Source organism: Allomuricauda sp. ANG21, from assembly GCF_040705235.1.
In the GTDB taxonomy this organism is placed as follows: Bacteria; Bacteroidota; Bacteroidia; order Flavobacteriales; family Flavobacteriaceae; genus Flagellimonas; species Flagellimonas marina.
In genome coordinates this window covers 76,372-96,897 of sequence record NZ_JBFCVT010000013.1, presented here as the reverse complement: position 1 = coordinate 96,897, position 20,526 = coordinate 76,372, and the positions used below count along the sequence as shown (strand labels likewise).

The window sequence follows — 20,526 nt, the reverse complement described above, 5'->3', positions numbered from 1 at the left end:
CTAGTATTGTCTTTTTGTCAATTTGGCCAAGTAATCAAAATGTTCACCGGAATGAACCAATTCACAATTCAGATTATTGGCTTCACAGGCATTTTGTAACGTATGGAAGTCCACATAAAGCCAATCAAATGGCTCTCCTTTCTCATTTTTATATTCCATGGTGAAAGTGACCTCACCATAATAGGTGCCCGTATCCGGAATCCAATATCCGCCATCTTCATCTTGTTCAAACATGTAGATGATGTCACTGGAATCCATCACAATCTGTCCGTTGGGCCTCAATAATGAGGCCAAATGCTGTAAAAAATAGTCCAAATTGGTCAGTGACCCTGCCAAGCCTATGCCATTCATCAAGAGCAACAAGGTATCAAATCTTTCTTTATCATAACTCAGAATGGAGCTGTTTACCAAAGATTTAACTCCTCTTTCCCTACATACGGAAATAGCTCCGGATGAGCTGTCTAATCCCGTAACATCAAATCCTTTGTCTTGAAGATAAAGTGAATGATTGCCTGCCCCACAGCCAATATCAAGCACTTTTCCCCGGGCCAGTTTTAACGCTTTCTGCTCCAATTTGGGCATTTCGGAAAAATTGCGAAACAAATAGGGAAGTGGGATTACATCATCTTCATCCAAGGATGAGTAGGTTTTAATGTCTTCCGAATAGTTACCATGCTGATAATCCAGCAGAGCTCTACCAAAAATGTCTGCCATAATTCTGATAATAAACAACGACAAAGGTGTGACTTTAATCGCAGACTAAGGTTTAATTGGAATCTCTTTTTTATGTTTGTCCAGTATGGATTTAGAATTGGAACAATTGCCCCAAAAGGCGAGAGAGAAACATGCGGAGAACAAAAAGTTCTTTTCGAAGCTTAAAAAGCGACCGCCCAAGGATTTGGATTACACCATGCATGAATTGCACCATGCCGAGTTTGAGCAAACCGATTGCCTTGCCTGTGCCAATTGTTGCAAGACCACTGGACCATTGTTCACCAATGCTGATATTGAGCGAATAGCCAAACATTTTAAGCTGAAACCCTCCGAATTTATAGACCGTTACCTGAGGGTTGACGAAGAGAACGACTATGTGTTGCAGGAGGTGCCCTGTACGTTTTTGAGTACAGATAACTATTGTTCCATTTATGAAGTGCGGCCCAAAGCTTGCCGTGAATTTCCGCATACGGACCGAAAAAAATTTCAACAGATCAGTAATCTTACCCTTAAAAATGTCGCTATATGCCCAGCGGCCTTCAACATTGTAGAGGAGATGAAAAAGCGCATAAAGATGTGATGATTTCTTATATTTGATGCTATGGAACAGGTCATTGCCTACTTTGAAACCATTCCCTCCTGGCACCGAAGCCTTATCTTGGTGGGTGGAATCACCTTCTTTTGGATTTTGGAAGGAATAATGCCACTTTTTAGTGTTCCGTACAAAAAATGGAGGCATTCGGTTCCCAATTTTTTCTTTACACTGACCACGATCATTGTCAATTTTCCGTTGGCTTTTTTACTGTTGAAAACCTCGGATTGGGCCATGGAAAATCAATTTGGAATCATCAATTGGCTGCCCGAAATACCTTTGTGGCTTTATGTACTGCTTGGGGTAATGTTTTTGGATTTGATTGGCGCTTACACGGCGCATTGGGTGGAACATAAAGTAAAGCCACTGTGGATGGTACATCTAGTACATCATTCCGATCATAATGTAGATACAACTACCGCCAATAGGCACCATCCCTTGGAAAGTCTGATTCGGTATACCTTTACGCTAGTAGGCGTTTTTATTGTGGGCGCGCCCATTGGGGTCATTATGTTGTACCAAAGTTTGTCCGTGGTGCTTTCCCAGTTCAACCACGCCAACATACGGTTGCCCAAAAAAGTGGATAATGCCATTAGTCGGGTTATTGTTAGCCCAGATATGCACAAAGTGCACCATCATTATAAACTGCCCTATACTGATTCCAACTATGGGAATATTTTTGCCATTTGGGACCGACTTTTCGGTACGTACATGACTTTAGATGTAGACAAGATTGTTTACGGCGTGGATACGTTTCCCGATGAAAAGGAAAACAGTAGCATAAAAGGATTGCTAAAACAGCCTTTTCATAAGTACCGTAGGCCGACTACCGAAGGCTAGCCGTCATTCAGAGATGCGATGCTTTCCTTTGGTTGAGAAATCTTGGCTTTCCAAGACATCTCGACTGCGCTCGATGTGACAACTAGAAAATTCGAGTGTATTCGCGCAATTCGTGTCAAACTTAAGATTAGCTCTCACATATGACTGAGATGCTGAAACACCATGCCTGCCGGCAAGCAGGAGTTCAGCATGACGTTATTAATTATAGATTAAATACTTCTCCCGAATTTTTTTAAAAGCTTCCAAGTCCTCTTGCCAGGTAGCTTTTATTTCTTCTTCGGATAGGCCAGCTTCAATCTGTTGCTGCAAAAGCGCGGTGCCTGCATGTTTGGTGAATCCACTTGTAAGGAAGAATTTGGATTTGTCCAAAGTGTTTTCATACGCATCCATGACCCATTGCAGGGAGACCTCATGCATCTTAGAAGATTTTGATAAGTCTTTTCCAAAACACGTTTTTCCCTCCTCTTTGGGGCTTTTCGACCCAAAATTGGGTTCGGGAACATAGCTGAAATTGTATTGGGTACTGTCCATAAATGAGGCTCCATACCGCTGAAATTGGTATTCGGTTCCTCTACCTGCATTTACGTTGGTGCCTTCAAACAGACCCAGACTAGGATAAAGCGTTATGGAAACATCGTTGGGTAGATTGGGTGAGGGACGAATGGGTAAATGATATTCAGAATCGTGGGTGTAGTTTTCCAGTTGAACCACGGTCAAATCCACTTTTAGTCCGTTTTCTAGCCACCCTTCACCATTAAGTAGTTGTGCATATTCCCCAATCGTCATGCCATACACTAGAGGAATAGGGGTCATCCCCAAAAAACTGGTATGCTCCTTCTCCATGGTTGGGCCATCCACATAATGACCGTTTGGGTTGGGTCGGTCCAGTACGATTACAGGTGTGTTGTGCGCTGCACAAGCTTCCATAACCAATTGAAGTGTGGCAATATAGGTGTAAAAACGAACCCCTACATCCTGGATGTCAAAAACAACAACATCCAGTCCATCCAATTGCTCTTGGGAAGGTTTTCTATTTTTTCCATACAGCGAGATGATGGGCAGTCCGGTTTGGGTGTCCACGCCATCCTTAACATGTTCCCCAGCATCGGCCTGTCCTCGGAATCCATGCTCTGGAGCAAAGACTTTTTTCACATCAACCTTTAGGGAAACCAAAGAATCCACCAAGTGGGTGTAACCTCCATTATGAAAAATAACGCTGGTTGGGTTGGCTACGATGCCGACTTTCTTTCCTTTTAGAAGTGGGAGATAACCTTCAGTTCTATTGGCGGCTACTTTAATTTCGGCGATAGAATCCTTAGAGACTTCCGCCAATGAAGGTTCAGTTTCTTTTTGTTGTCCCTTGCACGAAGAAAACACCAAAACCAACAATAAAACTGTACTTTTGAAAAGAGATAAAATGGGCATCCGTTGAATTTAGAATTGTTTATTGCCAAACGCCTGATTACAGGGAAGGAGCATAAAATTAGTATTTCTGCCCCTATAATAAAAATTGCCATTGCCGCAATCGCCATTGGTTTGGTCATGATGCTGATTGCCATAGCCACTGGGGTGGGACTTAAGCGTAAAATTCGTGAAAAAGTGTCAGCGTTCAACGGGCACATCCAAATTTCCAATTACGATAACAATACTTCCGATGTTTCCATTTCTCCCATAGATTTAAACCAAGATTTTTATCCGGAGTTCACCAATGTAGATGGGGTAAAGCACGTTCAGGCGGTGGCTACCAAAGGTGGAATCATCCGAACGGAAGATACTTTTGAAGGCATTTTGGCCAAAGGGGTGGGTAAGGATTATGATTGGTCAGCTTTTGCTGAGTATCTTGTTGAGGGACAGCTACCGGATTACTCAAGCAAGCTGAATGAAGAAGTATTGCTATCCCAAATGATGGCCAATCGGCTACAATTGAGTGTGGGCGACACTTTTTTTTCCTTTTTTCTGAAGGATGGGGATGCTAACAGACCACCCAACACCCGAAGATTTACCATTGTAGGCATTTACGATAGTGGCTTTGAAGAGTTTGATGCCGCTTACGTTTTTGTGGATATCCGCCACATTCAGCGGATGAACCAATGGGATGAGGATGAAGTGGGTAGTTTTGAAGTCTTTTTGAATGATTTTGATCAGCTGGAAGAAAAAAGTAACGAAATCTACGGGAAAACGGTCTCCAGTTTGGATGCGCAGAACATCAAAACCAAATACTATCGCATTTTTGAATGGATCGGATTGTTCGACTTCAACATAGCATTGATTATCGGGATAATGATTATTGTTGGTGGTATTAACATGATCACAGCACTCTTGGTGCTGATTTTGGAACGAACCCAAATGATCGGCATCCTAAAAGCATTGGGCTCGGCCAATTGGAGCATTCGAAAGGTGTTTTTGTACAATGCCACCTATTTGATCGCTATTGGTTTGTTGTGGGGGAATGCCTTGGGATTGGGGCTTCTTTTTGTACAGGACAGGTATCGCTTGTTCAAGTTTCCCAATCCGGAGGAATACTATATTGATTACATTCCAGTTTATTTGGATGTACCTACCGTGGTTATTCTAAATTTAGGTGTAATGCTATTATGCTTGTTGATGCTTTTGGTTCCTTCGTACATCATTACCAAAATCACCCCTGTAAAAGCCATCAAGTTCGAGTAAGGATTTTAAAATCCAGTGCACTAAACAAAGAGTTTTAATCTCTATTGAACTCAATTTAACATCCATAAAAGGTATATTTATGGCAATGGAATATGCAGAAAACATTTTAGGGACCATTGGGAATACTCCTTTGGTAAAACTGAATAAACTAACGTCAGAACTACCTTGTTTGGTCTTGGCCAAATACGAGACGTTTAACCCAGGTAACTCGGTGAAGGACCGCATGGCCCTCCAGATGGTGGAAGACGCAGAGGCAGAAGGAATCTTACAACCCGGGGGGACCATTATAGAGGGAACTTCGGGTAATACGGGAATGGGTCTGGCCTTGGCCGCTGTCATCAAAGGCTATAAGATGATTTGTGTGATCAGTGACAAACAATCCAAGGAGAAAATGGACATTCTCAAAGCCATGGGGAGCGAAGTTCATATTTGTCCTACCGATGTTGCTCCAGATGACCCACGAAGTTATTATTCAACTGCAAAGCGACTGTCTACTGAAATTCCCAATTCGTGGTACGTGAACCAATATGACAACCCGGGGAACGCAAAAGCCCACTATTTGAGTACTGGTCCAGAAATTTGGAATCAAACGGATGGAAAAATCACTCATTTTGTGGTGGGAGTTGGCACAGGAGGGACTATATCTGGAGTGGGGAAATATCTTAAAGAGAAAAATCCCAGCATTAAGGTTTGGGGCGTTGATACCTATGGTTCTGTTTTCAAAAAATACCATGAAACTGGAATTTTTGATGAAAATGAGATTTATCCCTACATCACCGAAGGTATTGGAGAGGACATTTTACCCAAAAATGTAGATTTTGACATCATCGATGGCTTCACTAAAGTTACCGACAAGGATGCTGCTGTCTATACCCGCCGTTTGGCCCGCGAAGAAGGTATGTTTTTAGGGAATTCTGCAGGGGCGGCCATAAAAGGAGTGCAGCAATTAAAGGAGCATTTCACAAAAGACGATGTGGTGGTGGTACTGTTCCATGATCACGGAAGTCGATATGTCGGTAAAATATTCAATGATGATTGGATGCGGGAGAAAGGGTTTATCGAATAAAATTTGATAAATTGATTCCGAAAACATTGAATGTTTTAAATCGTCAATTCGAGTGAAATTCTGGAAGAATTTTGTATCGAGAATTGACACCTACTACTTTAAATCCATCTAAAAGCAAGATAACTATGCCAGTCAAGTACCTTATTACCGTTCTATCCCTTTTGCTAACCGTTTCAATTACAGCACAGAAACTTTCCAGAACTGAGAAAAATATTGTTGCTTCCATTGAAAAGAACAATGCGGAGGCCATCGATTTTTTGAAGAAAGTAGTAAATATTAATAGTGGAACGTTGAACGCCAAAGGGGTTAAGGAAGTTGGAATGGTTTTCAAGGATGCTTTCGATGCTATTGGTTTCGAGACCAAATGGATAGAAATGCCACCAGAGATGGGCCGAGCAGGTCATCTTTTTGCAGAAACTTCAGGTACCAAAGGAAAAAAACTATTGCTCATCGGACATTTGGACACGGTTTTTGAGGAAGACAGTCCTTTCCAAACTTTTGAAATGGTCAACGACAGTATCGCGCATGCTCCGGGGGGCAACGATATGAAGGGTGGCGATGTCATTGTTTTGTATGCATTAAAGGCTTTGCAGGAGAATGGATTGTTAAAGGATGCCCAGATTATTGCTGCATTTACAGGGGATGAAGAGAGTACGGGAAAACCTTTATCCATCAGCAGAAAGGATTTGATAGATGCGGCAAAGCGAAGTGATATTGCGTTAGGTTTTGAAACATCAACAGGTTTTAATTACGCTACGGTGGCCCGAAGAGGCGCTTCTGGTTGGGAACTGGAAGTTGAGGGCAAACGTGCCCATTCCTCTGGAGTTTTTAGTGAAAATGTGGGAGCAGGTGCCATTTTTGAAATCTCACGTATTCTCCACCAGTTTTATACCGATGTCAAAGGGGAGGATCTTTTAACCTTTAATCCTGGAACTCTATTGGGTGGTACATTTGTGAATTTTGATGCTTCCACGAGCAAAGGCGACGTATTTGGAAAAACCAATGTGGTTGCCCAAAAAGCAATGGTTCGGGGAGGACTCCGATTTATTTCCGAAGAGCAAAAAGAACGTGCACGGGCAAAAATGCGTGAAATTGTGGCTCAAAACTTGCCCATGACCTCCGCAACCATAAGTTTCACCGATAGCTACCCGGCCATGCAACCCACTGAGGGCAACATGAAATTACTGGAAACCCTGAACCAAGTAAGCTTGGATTTAAAGCAAGGCGAAGTATTGGCATATGACCCAGGAAAAAGAGGAGCTGCCGATGTGTCCTTTGTTGCGCAATATGTGGATGGTTTGGACGGATTGGGAACCATGGGCTCCAACGCCCACACTCCAGAAGAAACCGTTAATCTAAACACCATTGAAGCCTTGACCAAACGTACTGCTATCTTGATCTATAGATTGATAAATACCAAATCATGATAGAACTAAAAAGTAAACATGCCACAGTTGGTATTGATGCCGGGGAGTTAGTGAGTTTTGTGGTCGATGGTCACGAGTTTATCCACCAAAAAGGGAGTCCCGGTTGGCGTAGTTCCGATACGGAAATGTTTCCCATAATTGGCCCTACCAATGAAGCGGATTTCCGAGTTGAGGTTCCCAAAGGTGAAGCCATTCAAGATCAGCACGGTTTGTTGCGTGAAATGGAATATGAATTACAATCCCAAACCGGGGATTCCGCGGCATTTGTAAAACAATATCAGGCGGAAACCCCCATTAAGAATTCAAAATTCCCAGATAAATCTTCAGAGTCAGATTTAATTTGGCCCTATAATTTCAGGTTTGAAAAGTCATTTTCGCTACAAGATAAAACCCTGGAAATAACATTTACCATTTCTGGCGAAAAGGGTATGCCTTTTATGTTGGGTTACCATCCTGCCTTTAAACTTCATTCAAATGACCCGACCATAACTGCAAATCAAAAGGAAATTTCGTTAGATGAGGTATTGGCTGTGGGGAGCCGCGCGTTGCAGGTTCAAAACTGTACTTCCATCACACTAAAAGATGCCAAGGAGATTACCATAAAAACCAAAGGTTTCAGTCAATTTATGTGCTGGACCGAGGTGAGGAACATGGTTTGCATCGAGCCCATTTCGTTTTATCCCTATACAGTGAATCAGGAAGATTTGCACCTTGGTTTTCAGAAATTAGGGGGTGAAAAAGCTATTTACAAAGTAATGTTTAGTGTTTTTTGAAAAAAAATAAACAAAAAAACCATTTTTTATAGCTTTGGTAAACTTTTTCTTACTAAATTAGAAATAGGAAAGCAGTATCGTTCAGTCGGTTTTGTTTTTCAACGCACGTTTCAAAGGAAACAATACGAATTCTCAACCAAGGATTCCGGTGTCGGGGCTACATAACCAAAACCATTCCTATTATGGAAATCATACTCCTTTATAGTATAGTAGTTGGCTTGATTGTGGTCTTTTGGATAGCCTTTGTGGTGCGGATGTACCGAAAAATGAAAGGGCTATAGCACAAAAGACTCCAATTTGGGCAATAGGGATTCCACAATGCGTTGGGCTTCCAAGGTATTTTTTTGCGGAATGATGAAAGATTCAATGTCCTCCAAAGAGGACACTTCCATTTCTTGGTCGATGAAACCATACCCTTTGTAAACCCCTTCAGAAATGAGCACAACGGCCTGTTCATTGGGGTTTCTCCCTTTTTCGCGAATGATTCGCACTTCAGATTCCAAGGATTTCATGGCGGAGATGGCCGTTTTTACCTTTTCATTGTAACTTTCTGCAGATTCCTCTGATTTGCAAATTCCTTCACAGGTTGTAATTCTGTGGTGGGAACAGGCTGCATTGGTCTGCTGCAAATGGCAATATTTGGGACATAGTGCAAAATTTTTACATATTTCTTCCAGATACGCCCTGCAATCCGTTTGGTTATAAAACACCTTTAGTGGATTGGGAATTCCTTTTAGGGTATTGAACGCCAAATGCCGAATTCCGTTTCTGTCCTCATACTCAAAAATGGCGTATTGTTTCAATGTTCGTTTTTGAGCACGATTGTAAGGAGGAAATAGTCTTTTAATTTCAGCGGATTCCATCAAAAGGGCTACCAACTCACTACCCGAAAGCTTAAAATCAATATCAGCGGTTTCGCTGCATAGTTGTGTTTCTTTGACGCTCTTGTCATAAAAATGACCCAACACCCTTTTTTTGAGATTGATGGCCTTGCCCACATAAATGATATCCCCCCGTTGATTTTTAAAATAATAGATACCGGGTTTAGGTGGAATTTTATCAAAAACCGATTTAGGCAAATGTGGAGGTAAAGTGGCCTCTTGACTTCGGGCATTCAAAAACTTTTGAAAAATAGGTTCTGCATTCGGCGTGTTCAACAATTTTTGAAAAAGCAGGGTTGTAGCATGGGCATCTCCACGGGCGCGGTGCCTATCTGTCAACGGAATTTGTACTGCAGAGCAGAGTTTGCCCAGACTGTAAGAGTGCAATCCAGGAATCAACTTTCGGGAGAGACGAACGGTACACAGCTTTTTTCGGGTATAATCGATACCGATTTGGCGAAACTCCTCCTTGATGACGCCATAATCAAAATTCACGGCATGGGCCACAAATACACAACCATCGGTAATGTCTTGGATAGATTGCGAAATCTCTTGGAAAGTTGGAGCGTCCTTCACCATATTGTCATCAATGCCGGTAAGTCCGGTGATAAAATAAGGAATGGGGCATTGTGGATTCACCAAAGAGGTGAACTCGTCGACAATTTGGTCACCATCATACTTAAAAATGGCAATTTCGGTGATTTTGTTCCCCTTAATCCCATTTCCAGTGGTCTCTATGTCGATAATAGTGTACAAGCTTCCAAAAAAGTTCAGGGCATTAAAGTTAGAACTTTTTCGAAGCACATCATAGTGTAAGGCCAGGTTACCCTTGGTTATTGTTTTCTTGTCGGGCCCGGTTCATTTCTTCTTGGATTTCAGATTGTCTTCTACGAACGGGCTGTACAGATTGTTTGCCAAATCGCCATGAAACGGAAAGGGTGGCATAGCGTGTATCGCGATAGCTAGTGAACGTATCATCCAAGTTCCCAAACTGTGTTCTACCCGTAGGGTACTGGTTCCAGAAGATATCGTTGACATTGAACCTCAGTGTCATGGAATCGTTGAACAGGTTTTTTTGAAGTCCCAATGAAAAGGACGATATAGTTTGCGCTTTGGTAATGGTTGCATAGTGTGGGAAGAGATAAAATGCTCCGGCCTGAAGTCGGTATCCCTTGCCCAAACCAAAACTGTGGTTGGTATTGAGGCTGACCACAGGATTGTTGCGGTCAAAATTAAACCCATTGATTTCTCCATCAAAATCGTTGAGTGAAGCGTTCAGGTTCCAGTTGCTCTGCCACCAATTACTGAATTTGATGGGAAGGCTCGCCACAATGGAATAGCTCTTTAAGTTGGCAATATTGATGGGTCTTACAATAACAACCTCTTCATCCCCGTCACGTACAATGGCCATGGTAAGAACGTCTTCCGTATACCCTACATTAAATGCAAAATAATAGCGCTGTTTGAAGGTGTAATTAATTTCGCTCACCCATGTAAACTGGGGTTGCAGGTATGGATTCCCTTCGCGATAGGTATTGGTGTTCACAAAGGTCCGGAAAGGGTTCAGCTGTGCGTAACCAGGTCTATCGATTCGTCTTCCCGCTGATATGCCCAAGGTATGGTTTTCATTCAATGTATAATTGTATGAGGCTGTTGGAAATAGGTTCAAATAATCCTGTTCATTAATGGTGTTGGTGGTTACTTGGTTTCCTGTCACAGAGGTATTTTCAGCCCGTAGCCCAAATTGCGCATTCCATTTTTTACGGTTGAGGTTGTAACTCACATAAGCTGCATAAATATCTTCATCATAGATGAAATGATTGCTCAAATTCGTGTTGGGGGTGGTAACTCCATTATTTTCATTGACATAAACCAAATCGTTATCTGAAGTGACCCAAGTGTTCTTCCAGCCAGCTTCAAATCGATCCCCATTTTTTAGAGTGAGTTCATAATCCAAGGTAAGTCCAGTGAGGTTCAAATAGCCATCGATATCCCCTAAAAGAATATCTTGGGCCGTGGTATTGCTATCAAAAAACTCAAAATTAGAGGTAAACCGTTGGTTGGACCAGTTGCTGTACCTAGCATGGTCAAAATTGAAGTTTAGGATGCTTTTCTCTGTAAAGGTGTGCCTTGCATTAAAATTGGCGGTAAGTTGGTTCCATTCTGAATTGATATTGGTGTCCGTGTTTTCCTCTGAAATGAGTTCACGGTCTGTATCGTAACCCAAAATATTACTGGTGGAAATGTTCTTGTTGCCATTATTGAGTCCGGTGAAGAGTACCCCAAGAGTGGTTTTTTCGCTAGCGGTAAAATCCAAGCCCAGCCTACCTGTATGGGTTTTTAAAGGAAGTTCAAAGTCATTTTGAAGGTCGTAATAGCCCATGGGTTGTTCCCCGTCCAAAAACGTTCGATCAATAACAATTTCTTGGTATTGGTTCCGGTCTGTGTAGGAATATTGGCCATACAGGTTAAATTTCTCGGTCCGGTGATTAAAATCGATGGAACTGTTCCACCGAAAATAACGTCCGTAACCAGGACTCAGGGTTAAACTGCCATTGGTACCGTACAACTTTCCTTTTTTGGTAACAATATTGATGATTCCTGCATTGCCCTGTGCTTCATAACGCACGGATGGATTGGTGATGATTTCCACTTTTTCAATGTTGGATGAAGGCAGACTTCGTAATAGATTGGCCAATTGTTCTCCTTGCAGGCGCGTATCCTTTCCGTCGATGTATATACGAACCCCGGTCCGGCCACTAAGGGATATCACATCATCTTGATCAACAATCACCCCAGGTGCTTTCTCCAGAATTTCCATAGTGGAGTTACCGGTATTTACGATGCTATTTTCAATGTTTAGGACAAGTTTATCTTGTTCTTTTTGAATAAAGGGCTTCTGCGCCACCACGGCAACCTCTTGCAGTTCTTGGGTTTGGTCCTCCAAACGAATATCCCCCAGATCTGTTGAGGATAAATTGGAAAGTGTTGTGGTCTTGTACCCCACATACGAAATGGACAAAAAGGATTTGTCCGGTTGTTGTATATCTATAGAGAACAAACCATCAATATCCGTGATGGCACCTTTCACAAGGGTTGAGTCGGATTGACGCATGGCCACGACATTGGCAAATGCAATTGCTTCACCATTGGAATCCACTATTTTACCGTTAAATGTTGTTTGGCTATGGGCTTCGACGACTATTAGAATAAACAGTAGCCCTAAGATTTTTTTGATCATAAGTTGGTGTCAATAAGAACTAAAGCCAACTTAAAAAGTTGGCTTAAGCATAAATCATCAAACAAAACCATCGTTTTGAAAACAATGCTAAAATCAGATTTTATGCCTGAGTTTGTTCAGAATTGATTTAACTCCACATGTATTTGATGTGAAGCCCTTGAAAATTGCATCGGAATTTCTCTGATTCAATTATATGGAATGGTGATAACGGTTCTGACTCCATTGGACATGTTCTCAAAGTGGAAGTCGGACTTCCCATGATACAATGCCTGCAATCGCTCCTTTATGTTGATGATGCCAATGCCGCTATTGGAATAAATGGGGTATTTGGGTAGTTTTTTACCGTTATTTTCCACAGAAAGCTCAATGGAATCTTCATTTTTGGTAATGGACAGATGAATGCGAAGCTTTTTGTTTTTCTGTGAGAATCCATGTTTTATGGAATTTTCAATGATAGGTTGAATCAACAATCTCGGGATTTGTTTGTTTAGCAAGGATTCCTCTATTTTTTTGGTAATGACCAAATCTTCCTGAAAGCGTTGTTTTAGAATATTGGTGTAATAATCCAAAATTTCCAATTCTTCCCGAACGGTAATGAAGTTTTTGTCGTCTATGCTCAAGAACTTTCGCAACAGAAAACTGATATCAGCTACCATGTCCTGTGCAGCATCAGGATTGTTTGGGATGAGACTGGAGATACTATTAAGGGTATTGAACAGAAAGTGGGGGTTCAGCTGACTCTCCAAGGTCTTTAACTTGAACTTGATTAAGCTGTTCTCCAACACTTTATTACGAATTTCCTGATCCTTTATTTGCTGTAGATAGAAATAGGCGTATATAATCAGTGTCATGGAACTGTACAATAAAATATTGGTGGTGACATTGAAGAAAAAAGTATGGGTCACCTTATCCAAAAAGGCAAAATCGGCATTGATCATGGAATAATCCATAATCATAGGCGGGATAAACCCCACCATATAGCTTTGAATAATGCTCAGTACAATATGTAGGGGAATAATTTTAGTCCACGCAACACGTTTCAGCAAAAGATATTTGGTAAGCAAAGAAACGGAGCACATGAACAGGAGCACAAATGCCCAATCTATAAAGCATACCAATGCGAGACCCACAAGGTCGTCCGTTACTCTTTGAGGGCCACTGTACAGAAAATAAGACCCCCGTAAAAATTCAACAAGGGCAATGAAACTGTAAAAGACCACAAGGTAAATGATCAATCGTTTTTCACTATATTTTTTGAAAAGATTCCGCATTAACCCAATCCCAACTTTTGAAGAAATTCCTTTTTATATGATTTACTGATTCGGAACAGTTCCTGATCTTGCATACGCACATCCATTTCGTTGTAATCTGAATGCACCAGTTCTTGCATATAGTCCGTGTTTATAATAGTGGACCTGTGAATCCGTATAAACTTATGGGCATTCAATTGGGGCATTAAATTTTTCAGCGACTCCCGAACGGTGTATTTTTTTTCTATACTATAAATGTCCGAATAATAGCTGGATGCACAGATATATTTAATACGATCCTTGTTCACGAAAACCGTTCTGTTGTTTTCACGGATGGGCAGTCGAGATGCTAAAGGATTTGGGGAGCCTCCCTGTACCTCCAATAAAAACTTTCTGATATCCGTTCCGTTCGTGTTGAGTCTAATACGCTCCTCAATGCGGTCTAAAGTTTCAAAAAACCGGTTGTTTTTGAAGGGTTTCAGGAGAAAATCCAGTGCATAGTTATTGAAGGCCTGGATAGCATAGTTATCATATGCGGTAATAAATACGATCAACGGCAATTTTTGTAGGGTCAATTGTTGCAGCACATCAAAACCTGTGAGATCCTTTAGCTCCACATCAAGAAAAAGTACATCTGGGGCAAGTTGGTTAATTTGCACTACGGCTTCTTCACCATTGGCGCATTCCGCTTCAATTTGAAACTCAGACCGTGTGCGCAGCAATTCGGCAATGCGTTTCCGGGCCAGCAATTCGTCATCTACTATGATTACCCTATGAGCCATCGTCGCAATTTAAGCGAAAATACTAAACAATTGGTTTTTTAAAGATGCGAGTCGAACCTCATATTTCAAGATGAAAGGGTTTCAAATCAGATACTTGGTTGTTCGCATCAAAATGAGGGTCATTCAGTTCATTCCTGGCGAGCTGTTCCGGGCATCACCTAAATTTAGCCTGAAAAACAATAAGTTTTCCATCAATCAAAAAACGCAATCAATCACCATAATGGCAGTCAAACTGTCCTATAGGTTTCCTGTTATCCAGAAGTTGGATTTTGGGAAACCTGTGTGGTGTTGATTTGTAGCTGAATTGGATTAAAAACTTCCAGAACGTTACTTTTTAAAACCAATTACCAATGAGCACGTCAAGAATCACCTGCGTCCTATTCTTTTTAATTCTGTTTTCGGCATGTACTAAAGACGAAAAAGAACCCTCAAATGAGATTATGACCGCTTGGAAACAGGAGGTTTTGGATGCCGAAGCTGCCTTTGCCCAAATGGCTAAAGAAGAAGGGATGAATAAGGCATTTTTGGCTTTTGCGGCAGACGATGCAGTCCTCATGCGGGGCAATCAACTTATTAAGAGCAAAGTGGGAATAGCCGAATATATGAAAGACCAAAACTCAAAAGGGTTGGCATGGTCACCTGAGTTTGTGGATGTGGCCAAGTCGGGGGATTTGGGCTACACATACGGCTTTTACACCTTTAGCTACGAGGACCAGGAGGGCAACCCAGCAGAAGCCAATGGCGTGTTCCATACTGTTTGGAAACGTCAAGAAGACGGGTCTTGGAAATTCGTATGGGATTGATTTTGGAATGAAGAAGTCAAAAGACTAACTCAAAATAACAAATATGAAAAACAAAATTGTATTGATTCTGGTCCTTGCAGCAATGTTTGTGGTGCAGGGGCAAGACAAACAACGGCTCTACAATGATTTTTATTCCTACGTAAACCATCAATGGATGGATAGCATTGAAATTCCGGCAGCGTATGGCTCATGGGGAAGTTTCCATGAAGTGTACTTTGAAAACCAAGACCGGATTAAGGGAATTTTCCAAGAGCTTGTAGACTCCGGTAAATCCTATCCCAAAGGGTCAACCGAACAATTGGTAGCAGATTTTTATATCAGCTGCATGGATACAGTTACGTTGGAGGAAAAGGGTTTGAACCCTCTAAAATCCATTTTGGAGGAAGTGGACCAAATTAAGTCTGTGGAAGAGTACCTATCCCTGACTGCCAAGTTGTATGCCAAAGGTATTCCAGCCCCCATTAGCGTTTATGAAAGTGTTGATGCTAAAAACAGTACGGTTTATGCCTTGCACTTAAATCAATCTGGATTGAGTTTGGGAAATAGGGCCTATTATTTGGAAGATAACCCTCAATACCAAGAGTTTAGGGATAAATACAAAGACTTGATCACAGACCTTTTTACAATAGCTGGACTTCAACAGACCAAAGAACGGGAAGCAGCTGAAAAAGTTTTTGAAATGGAGACTGTTATGGCTCGCATTCATAGGACCCCTGTTCAGCTTCGGGATTCTGAAAGGAATTATAATAAGAAGACCATCGCAGAACTGAACCAGCTTACGTTTACCGTTGATTGGGCCAAATATTTTAAGGATTTAGGACTGAAAAAGGATGTGGAATACGCTATTGTAAATCAACCTGAGTTTTTGGCAATGTTTGATCGGATGCTCGAAGATTTCTCAATAGATGATTGGAAAACCTATATGCAATGGAAAGTGATTGTAGGTACCACATCTTTGCTCAACAAGGAAGTTAGGAATCGTAGTTTTGAGTTTTATGGAACCACATTGCAAGGCACAGAAGAGCAATTGCCCAGATGGCGAACAGCCCAGAATACTGTCAATTCCAATATGGGTCAGCCTTTGGGCAAATTGTACGTTGAAAAGTATTTTCCGAAGCGGAACAAGGACAAGATGATTGGCTTAATTGATAATCTAAAGCAAGCATTTCATAAAAGGATTGATGGCTACACTTGGATGTCTGAAGAAACCAAGAAGCAGGCCCATCATAAATTGAACAAAATGGGGGTGAAAATGGGATACCCTGATGAGTGGTTGGATTATACCTCTGTAAACATTGCTGCTGATGATTATTTTGGAAACGTAATTCGAGTAACAGAATTTGATTATTTGCGTGATTTAAACCGAGTGGGCGAGCCCATAGATCCCAATGATTGGGGTATGACTCCTCCAACGGTGAATGCATACTATTCAGCTACACGAAATGAGATAGTTTTCCCGGCAGGAATTTTAAACCCTCCATTTTTTGACTATGACGCAGATGATGCCACCAATTATGGTTCAGCAGGAGTTATTATTGGTCATGAAATCACCCATGGTTTTGATGACAATGGAAGTCTGTATGATGCCGATGGAAATTTAAAATCGTGGTGGACTCCAGAAGATCGGGAAAAGTTTGAAGCTAGAGCCAAAAAGATAGAGGAGCAATATGACGAATATATTGTATTGGATTCCATTCATCTAAACGGGAAACTCACCTTGGGTGAAAATATTGGAGACTTGGGAGGTATGGCCATTGCTTTTGAGGCCATGAAAATGAATCAGGAGGAAAAGGGAAATAAAACTGTTGATGGGTTGACCGATGAACAACGTTTCTTCTTGGCATATGCCAAAATGTGGCGGATCAAGTTTAGGGATAAAACGTTGGAGAACCAAGTTAAGACAGATCCACACTCGCCAGGATATTATAGAGCCAATGGAGCTCTATCCAACTTTGAAGAATTTCACAAAGCATTTAATATTCCAAAAGGGAGTAAAATGCGGCGTAACGAGATCATAACAATTTGGTAAGGTAGGGTTGTGTATATTAAGTATGTGCAAGGCGATAACATTTCGTAATACTTAAGGATTTAGATACATTTTTTCAGACGTTGCCTTGCATTGTAAAGGGCCGCTCATTTGAGCGGCCCTTTTTGTTTTTTGAATAGATCTCTCGAAACTGAACTATGGAAATGGGATGGATTAAAAAGGTATAAAATCTAGAAATACAAATGGATGATTACTTGCTTTGAAAATAAATGTAAATATCACACTATTTTTTGACAAATAGTAATAATAAAGTGGTTTGAACAATGAAATTTAGATGGATTAATCAATATAGTATCAAAATATGATAACATTCCCTGAGTAGTTCATAGGGCATAATTTTACTTTTACAAGTGTAAATTTAACGCTTATTAATCTTTAATAAATTATAAAGATTACGGCGCTTTTTTTTGAGTAAAGTCCAACTGAACTAACTAAAAATGTATTATGAAATTGGCTAAATTTTTATCAAAAGCATTTTTGGGAAAAAATGGTGTCAAGAAACAATTTTTCTTGCCTGTTATTTGCCTATTATTTGCACAAGCAGCGTTTTCACAACAGCAAGTTACCGGAACTATTACGGATACTAGTGGTATACCCATTGCCGGAGCATCTGTTGTGGAAAAGAGTACTACCAACGGAACCGTTTCAGATTTCGATGGTAATTTCACAATTACCACATCTGGACCCAATGCGGTCCTCATTGTTTCCTACTTGGGTTTTGCCACCCAAGAAGTTCCTGCGTCATCAAATATAGATGTGGTGTTGGAAGAAGACTTGGAGCAGCTTTCTGAAGTTGTGGTTATTGGTTACGGGACCCAAAAACGGGCTGACGTAACCAGTTCGGTGGCCACCGTAAAATCAGAAGATTTTGTACAAGGTAATGTTAGGGATGCCGCCCAACTTATTCAGGGTAAAGTAGCTGGTCTGTCTGTGTCAGCTCCCTCTGGTGATCCAACTGAAGGCACCCAGATTAATTTAAGGGGTACCTCTTCCATCTTGGGGGGGACAAGTCCTTTGGTGTTGGTTGATGGAGTTCCCGGAAGTTTGAACACCGTAGCTCCGGAAGACATTGAATCCATTGATGTGTTAAAAGATGGTTCCGCCACAGCAATCTATGGCACCCGGGGTACTAATGGTGTAATCATCATCACCACTAAAAAAGGCACCAATGATATGAAGTCTACCATTGAGTACAATGGATACGCTTCTTTGACCACGATTGCAGATCGGTTGAACTTTTTGGACGCATCGGACCTAAGGGAAAAATTTGCTGAAGGTTATACCTTTACTGGAGCCAATCTTCAAGATTATGGTGCTGAAACTGATTGGGTGGATGAAATCACACGAGATGCTTTCAGTCAGGTCCACAATGTTATTTTTAGAGGAGGTAATTCTACTTCCAACATGACCGCCTCGCTGAACTATAGGGATATTGAAGGTATCTTCCTTAAATCAAACAATGAAAGGTATACGGGTAGGGTTAATATCAACCATGCCATGTTCGATGATAAGTTGAAAACCAATGTGGGGGTCATTTTAAGCGAGCAGGTCTATAATGCTTTGGGTGATGGAACTAGTTTCAATAATGGTATCTACCGTCAGGCCCTAATTCATAACCCAACCGAGCCTATTAGAAATGAGGATGGAAGCTGGTTTGAGAGAACCGTCTACTTTTATGATAACCCAGTTTCTATGATTGAAGAGACATTTGGGGAAAATAGATTTAGAACAAGTAGGGTTGATTTTTCCATGAGCTATGATTTTGGGGATAACCTTACCGTAAAAGGTTTGTATACCCGAAAAGGCGAGACCAATATCAGAGGTTTTTATCAAACCAAAAATCATGTTTCAACCACAGAAGGGGGGCAGGATGGATTTGCTTCCAGAGGAACCGACAACTATGTTGGTAACTATGGTCAATTCACTGTGGATTATGACAATTCCTTTGGAAAGCACAAAGTAACTGGATTGGCAGGGTATAACTACGAGGACAACATGAATGAAGGCTTTTGGGCTAACAATCGCAGGTTCCCTACGGACGGATTTACCTATAACAATTTGGGAAGTGGACAAGGCCTTGAGCTTGGTGAAGCTGGTATTGGAAGTTACAAAAATGCAGATAAGTTGATTGCCTTCTTCTCTCGGGTAACTTATAACTTTGATGATAGATACCTTTTGATGGCGAGTTTGCGTCGTGAAGGTTCTTCAAGATTTGGTGAGGATTATAAATGGGGTAGTTTTCCAGGAATATCTGCAGGTTGGAGAATAGACCAAGAGTCCTTTGCCGAAAACTGGGACTGGTTGTCCAGCCTTAAACTTAGATCAGGTTTTGGTGTTACCGGTATCAATGCTGGTGATAGGTACCAGTCGTTGAGTGGTCTTTCGTATGGAGATTATTTCCTTAACAACGGTGCGTGGGTCAGGGAATTAGTGCCCTCGCGAAATGCCAACGAAAATTTACGTTGGGAAAAGAAAGAGGAGTTTAACGTAGGTTTGGATTTTGGAGTGTTGGGCGGACGCATTAATGGATCTGTGGATTACTACAACAGAACTACAAAAGATGCATTGTTCAACTACAGCGTTCCAACGCCTCCATATTTTTATGGAAATATTGCTGCCAACGTTGCGCAAATCAAAAATACCGGTTTGGAATTCTTGCTGAATATTACTCCATTTCAAACAGATAACTTTCAATGGACGGCTAACTTAACGTATTCCACTAACACCAACGAGATTGTGTCATTGTCTAACGATGAGTTTCAATTGACCACAAACTTCTTTGATCAAGGATATACTGGAGAACCCATTCAGATTGCCACACACAGAGTGCAAGAAGGTGAACCCATTGGTAATTTCTATGGATTAAAGAGTGTAGATATTACAGATGATGGTATATGGATTATTGAAAGACCTGATGGAACCCGTGTTCCTGCCACTGAAGCTACCAACGATGACCGTCAAGTACTCGGAAACGGTCTTCCAAAAGCATATTATAGCTGGAACAACACTTTAAAATACAAGAATTGGGACCTCATGTTCAACCTAAGAGGGGCATTGGACTATCAAATCCTGAACTTTTCCCGTATGTTCTATGAGAACCCAACCATCGACTACAATACATTGGATTCTGCTTATGATCTAGTGTATGGTAAAGCGGAGTTGCAAGACGTACAGCGTTATGTGAGCCACTACATGGAAGATGGTGATTTCTTGAAGATTGACAACGTTACTTTGGGATATACGCTTCCTAAAGATGCGGTTAAGTTTGCCCAGACCTTCCGTATTTATGCATCAGGTTTAAACTTGGCGATTATCTCTAAATACAAGGGTATTGACCCAGAAGTTAACAGAAATGGATTGGCCCCTGGTAATGATGAAAGGGATAAATATCCTACTACCAGAACATTTACGTTGGGTATCAATTTTACATTTTAAAAACA

Annotated in this window: 15 protein-coding genes; 9 read left to right on the top strand and 6 right to left on the bottom strand. The window is 41.2% G+C overall.

The genetic code is table 11. The features are described 5' to 3' along the window. A complete protein-coding gene (locus tag AB1A65_RS15155) occupies nt 1–714 on the bottom strand; it encodes a class I SAM-dependent methyltransferase (RefSeq protein ID WP_366590771.1) in 714 nt (237 codons plus the stop codon). Nucleotides 715–799: 85 nt separating this feature from the next. Between AB1A65_RS15155 and AB1A65_RS15150 the strand changes: the two genes are divergently transcribed. Further along, nucleotides 800–1,294: a YkgJ family cysteine cluster protein gene (locus AB1A65_RS15150; RefSeq protein ID WP_366590769.1), complete on the top strand. Its 495-nt coding sequence runs from the start codon at nt 800–802 to the stop codon at nt 1,292–1,294. Nucleotides 1,295–1,315: 21 nt separating this feature from the next. Beyond that, complete coding sequence (locus tag AB1A65_RS15145; RefSeq protein WP_366590767.1) at nt 1,316–2,146, top strand: sterol desaturase family protein; 831 nt, start codon at nt 1,316–1,318, stop codon at nt 2,144–2,146. 198 nt (nt 2,147–2,344) lie between these two features. On the opposite strand, the gene AB1A65_RS15140 is transcribed toward AB1A65_RS15145, so the two are convergent. After that, the gene (locus tag AB1A65_RS15140; protein ID WP_366590766.1) at nt 2,345–3,571 is read right to left on the bottom strand and encodes a DUF1343 domain-containing protein; all 1,227 of its coding nucleotides are present in this window, start codon (nt 3,569–3,571) and stop codon (nt 2,345–2,347) included. A gap of 3 nt (nt 3,572–3,574) precedes the next feature. On the opposite strand from AB1A65_RS15140, the gene AB1A65_RS15135 reads away from it, so the two are divergent. The 4 genes from AB1A65_RS15135 to AB1A65_RS15120 all read left to right on the top strand — a co-directional run bounded on the left by AB1A65_RS15135 (nt 3,575) and on the right by AB1A65_RS15120 (nt 8,082). Then, nucleotides 3,575–4,816 (top strand): FtsX-like permease family protein, encoded by a 1,242-nt coding sequence (locus AB1A65_RS15135; RefSeq protein WP_366590764.1) that lies wholly within the window; start codon nt 3,575–3,577, stop codon nt 4,814–4,816. An 85-nt stretch (nt 4,817–4,901) separates the two neighbouring features. After that, complete coding sequence (locus tag AB1A65_RS15130) at nt 4,902–5,882, top strand: cysteine synthase family protein (RefSeq protein WP_366590916.1); 981 nt, start codon at nt 4,902–4,904, stop codon at nt 5,880–5,882. 125 nt (nt 5,883–6,007) lie between these two features. Beyond that, the gene (locus AB1A65_RS15125) at nt 6,008–7,309 is read left to right on the top strand and encodes a M20/M25/M40 family metallo-hydrolase (RefSeq protein ID WP_366590762.1); all 1,302 of its coding nucleotides are present in this window, start codon (nt 6,008–6,010) and stop codon (nt 7,307–7,309) included. Further along, nucleotides 7,306–8,082, top strand: coding sequence for an aldose 1-epimerase (locus AB1A65_RS15120; protein ID WP_366590761.1), 777 nt, complete (start codon nt 7,306–7,308; stop codon nt 8,080–8,082). The genes AB1A65_RS15125 and AB1A65_RS15120 overlap by 4 nt, the downstream gene beginning before the upstream one ends. Nucleotides 8,083–8,357: 275 nt before the next feature. Here the strand turns inward: AB1A65_RS15120 and AB1A65_RS15115 are convergent, their stop codons facing one another. The 4 genes from AB1A65_RS15115 to AB1A65_RS15100 form a co-directional block, all read right to left on the bottom strand. Next, nucleotides 8,358–9,719 (bottom strand): exonuclease domain-containing protein, encoded by a 1,362-nt coding sequence (locus tag AB1A65_RS15115; protein WP_366590915.1) that lies wholly within the window; start codon nt 9,717–9,719, stop codon nt 8,358–8,360. Between the two features lie 67 nt (nt 9,720–9,786). After that, on the bottom strand, nt 9,787–12,204 hold the full coding sequence (locus AB1A65_RS15110; RefSeq protein ID WP_366590760.1) for a TonB-dependent receptor: 2,418 nt from the start codon (nt 12,202–12,204) through the stop codon (nt 9,787–9,789). Nucleotides 12,205–12,389: 185 nt separating this feature from the next. Next, nucleotides 12,390–13,475, bottom strand: coding sequence for a histidine kinase (locus tag AB1A65_RS15105; RefSeq protein WP_366590758.1), 1,086 nt, complete (start codon nt 13,473–13,475; stop codon nt 12,390–12,392). After that, entirely contained in the window at nt 13,475–14,236 is a 762-nt protein-coding gene (locus AB1A65_RS15100) for a response regulator (RefSeq protein WP_366590757.1), read from the bottom strand. The genes AB1A65_RS15105 and AB1A65_RS15100 overlap by 1 nt, the downstream gene beginning before the upstream one ends. A 350-nt stretch (nt 14,237–14,586) precedes the next feature. Here AB1A65_RS15100 and AB1A65_RS15095 point away from each other — a divergent pair, with 350 nt between their 5' ends. The 3 genes from AB1A65_RS15095 to AB1A65_RS15085 all read left to right on the top strand — a co-directional run bounded on the left by AB1A65_RS15095 (nt 14,587) and on the right by AB1A65_RS15085 (nt 20,521). Further along, the gene (locus AB1A65_RS15095) at nt 14,587–15,039 is read left to right on the top strand and encodes a nuclear transport factor 2 family protein (protein ID WP_366590755.1); all 453 of its coding nucleotides are present in this window, start codon (nt 14,587–14,589) and stop codon (nt 15,037–15,039) included. Between the two features lie 43 nt (nt 15,040–15,082). Next, on the top strand, nt 15,083–17,068 hold the full coding sequence (locus AB1A65_RS15090) for a M13 family metallopeptidase (RefSeq protein WP_366590754.1): 1,986 nt from the start codon (nt 15,083–15,085) through the stop codon (nt 17,066–17,068). 462 nt (nt 17,069–17,530) lie between these two features. Then, nucleotides 17,531–20,521: a TonB-dependent receptor gene (locus AB1A65_RS15085; protein ID WP_366590753.1), complete on the top strand. Its 2,991-nt coding sequence runs from the start codon at nt 17,531–17,533 to the stop codon at nt 20,519–20,521. The last annotated feature ends 5 nt before the right edge of the window (nt 20,522–20,526 follow it).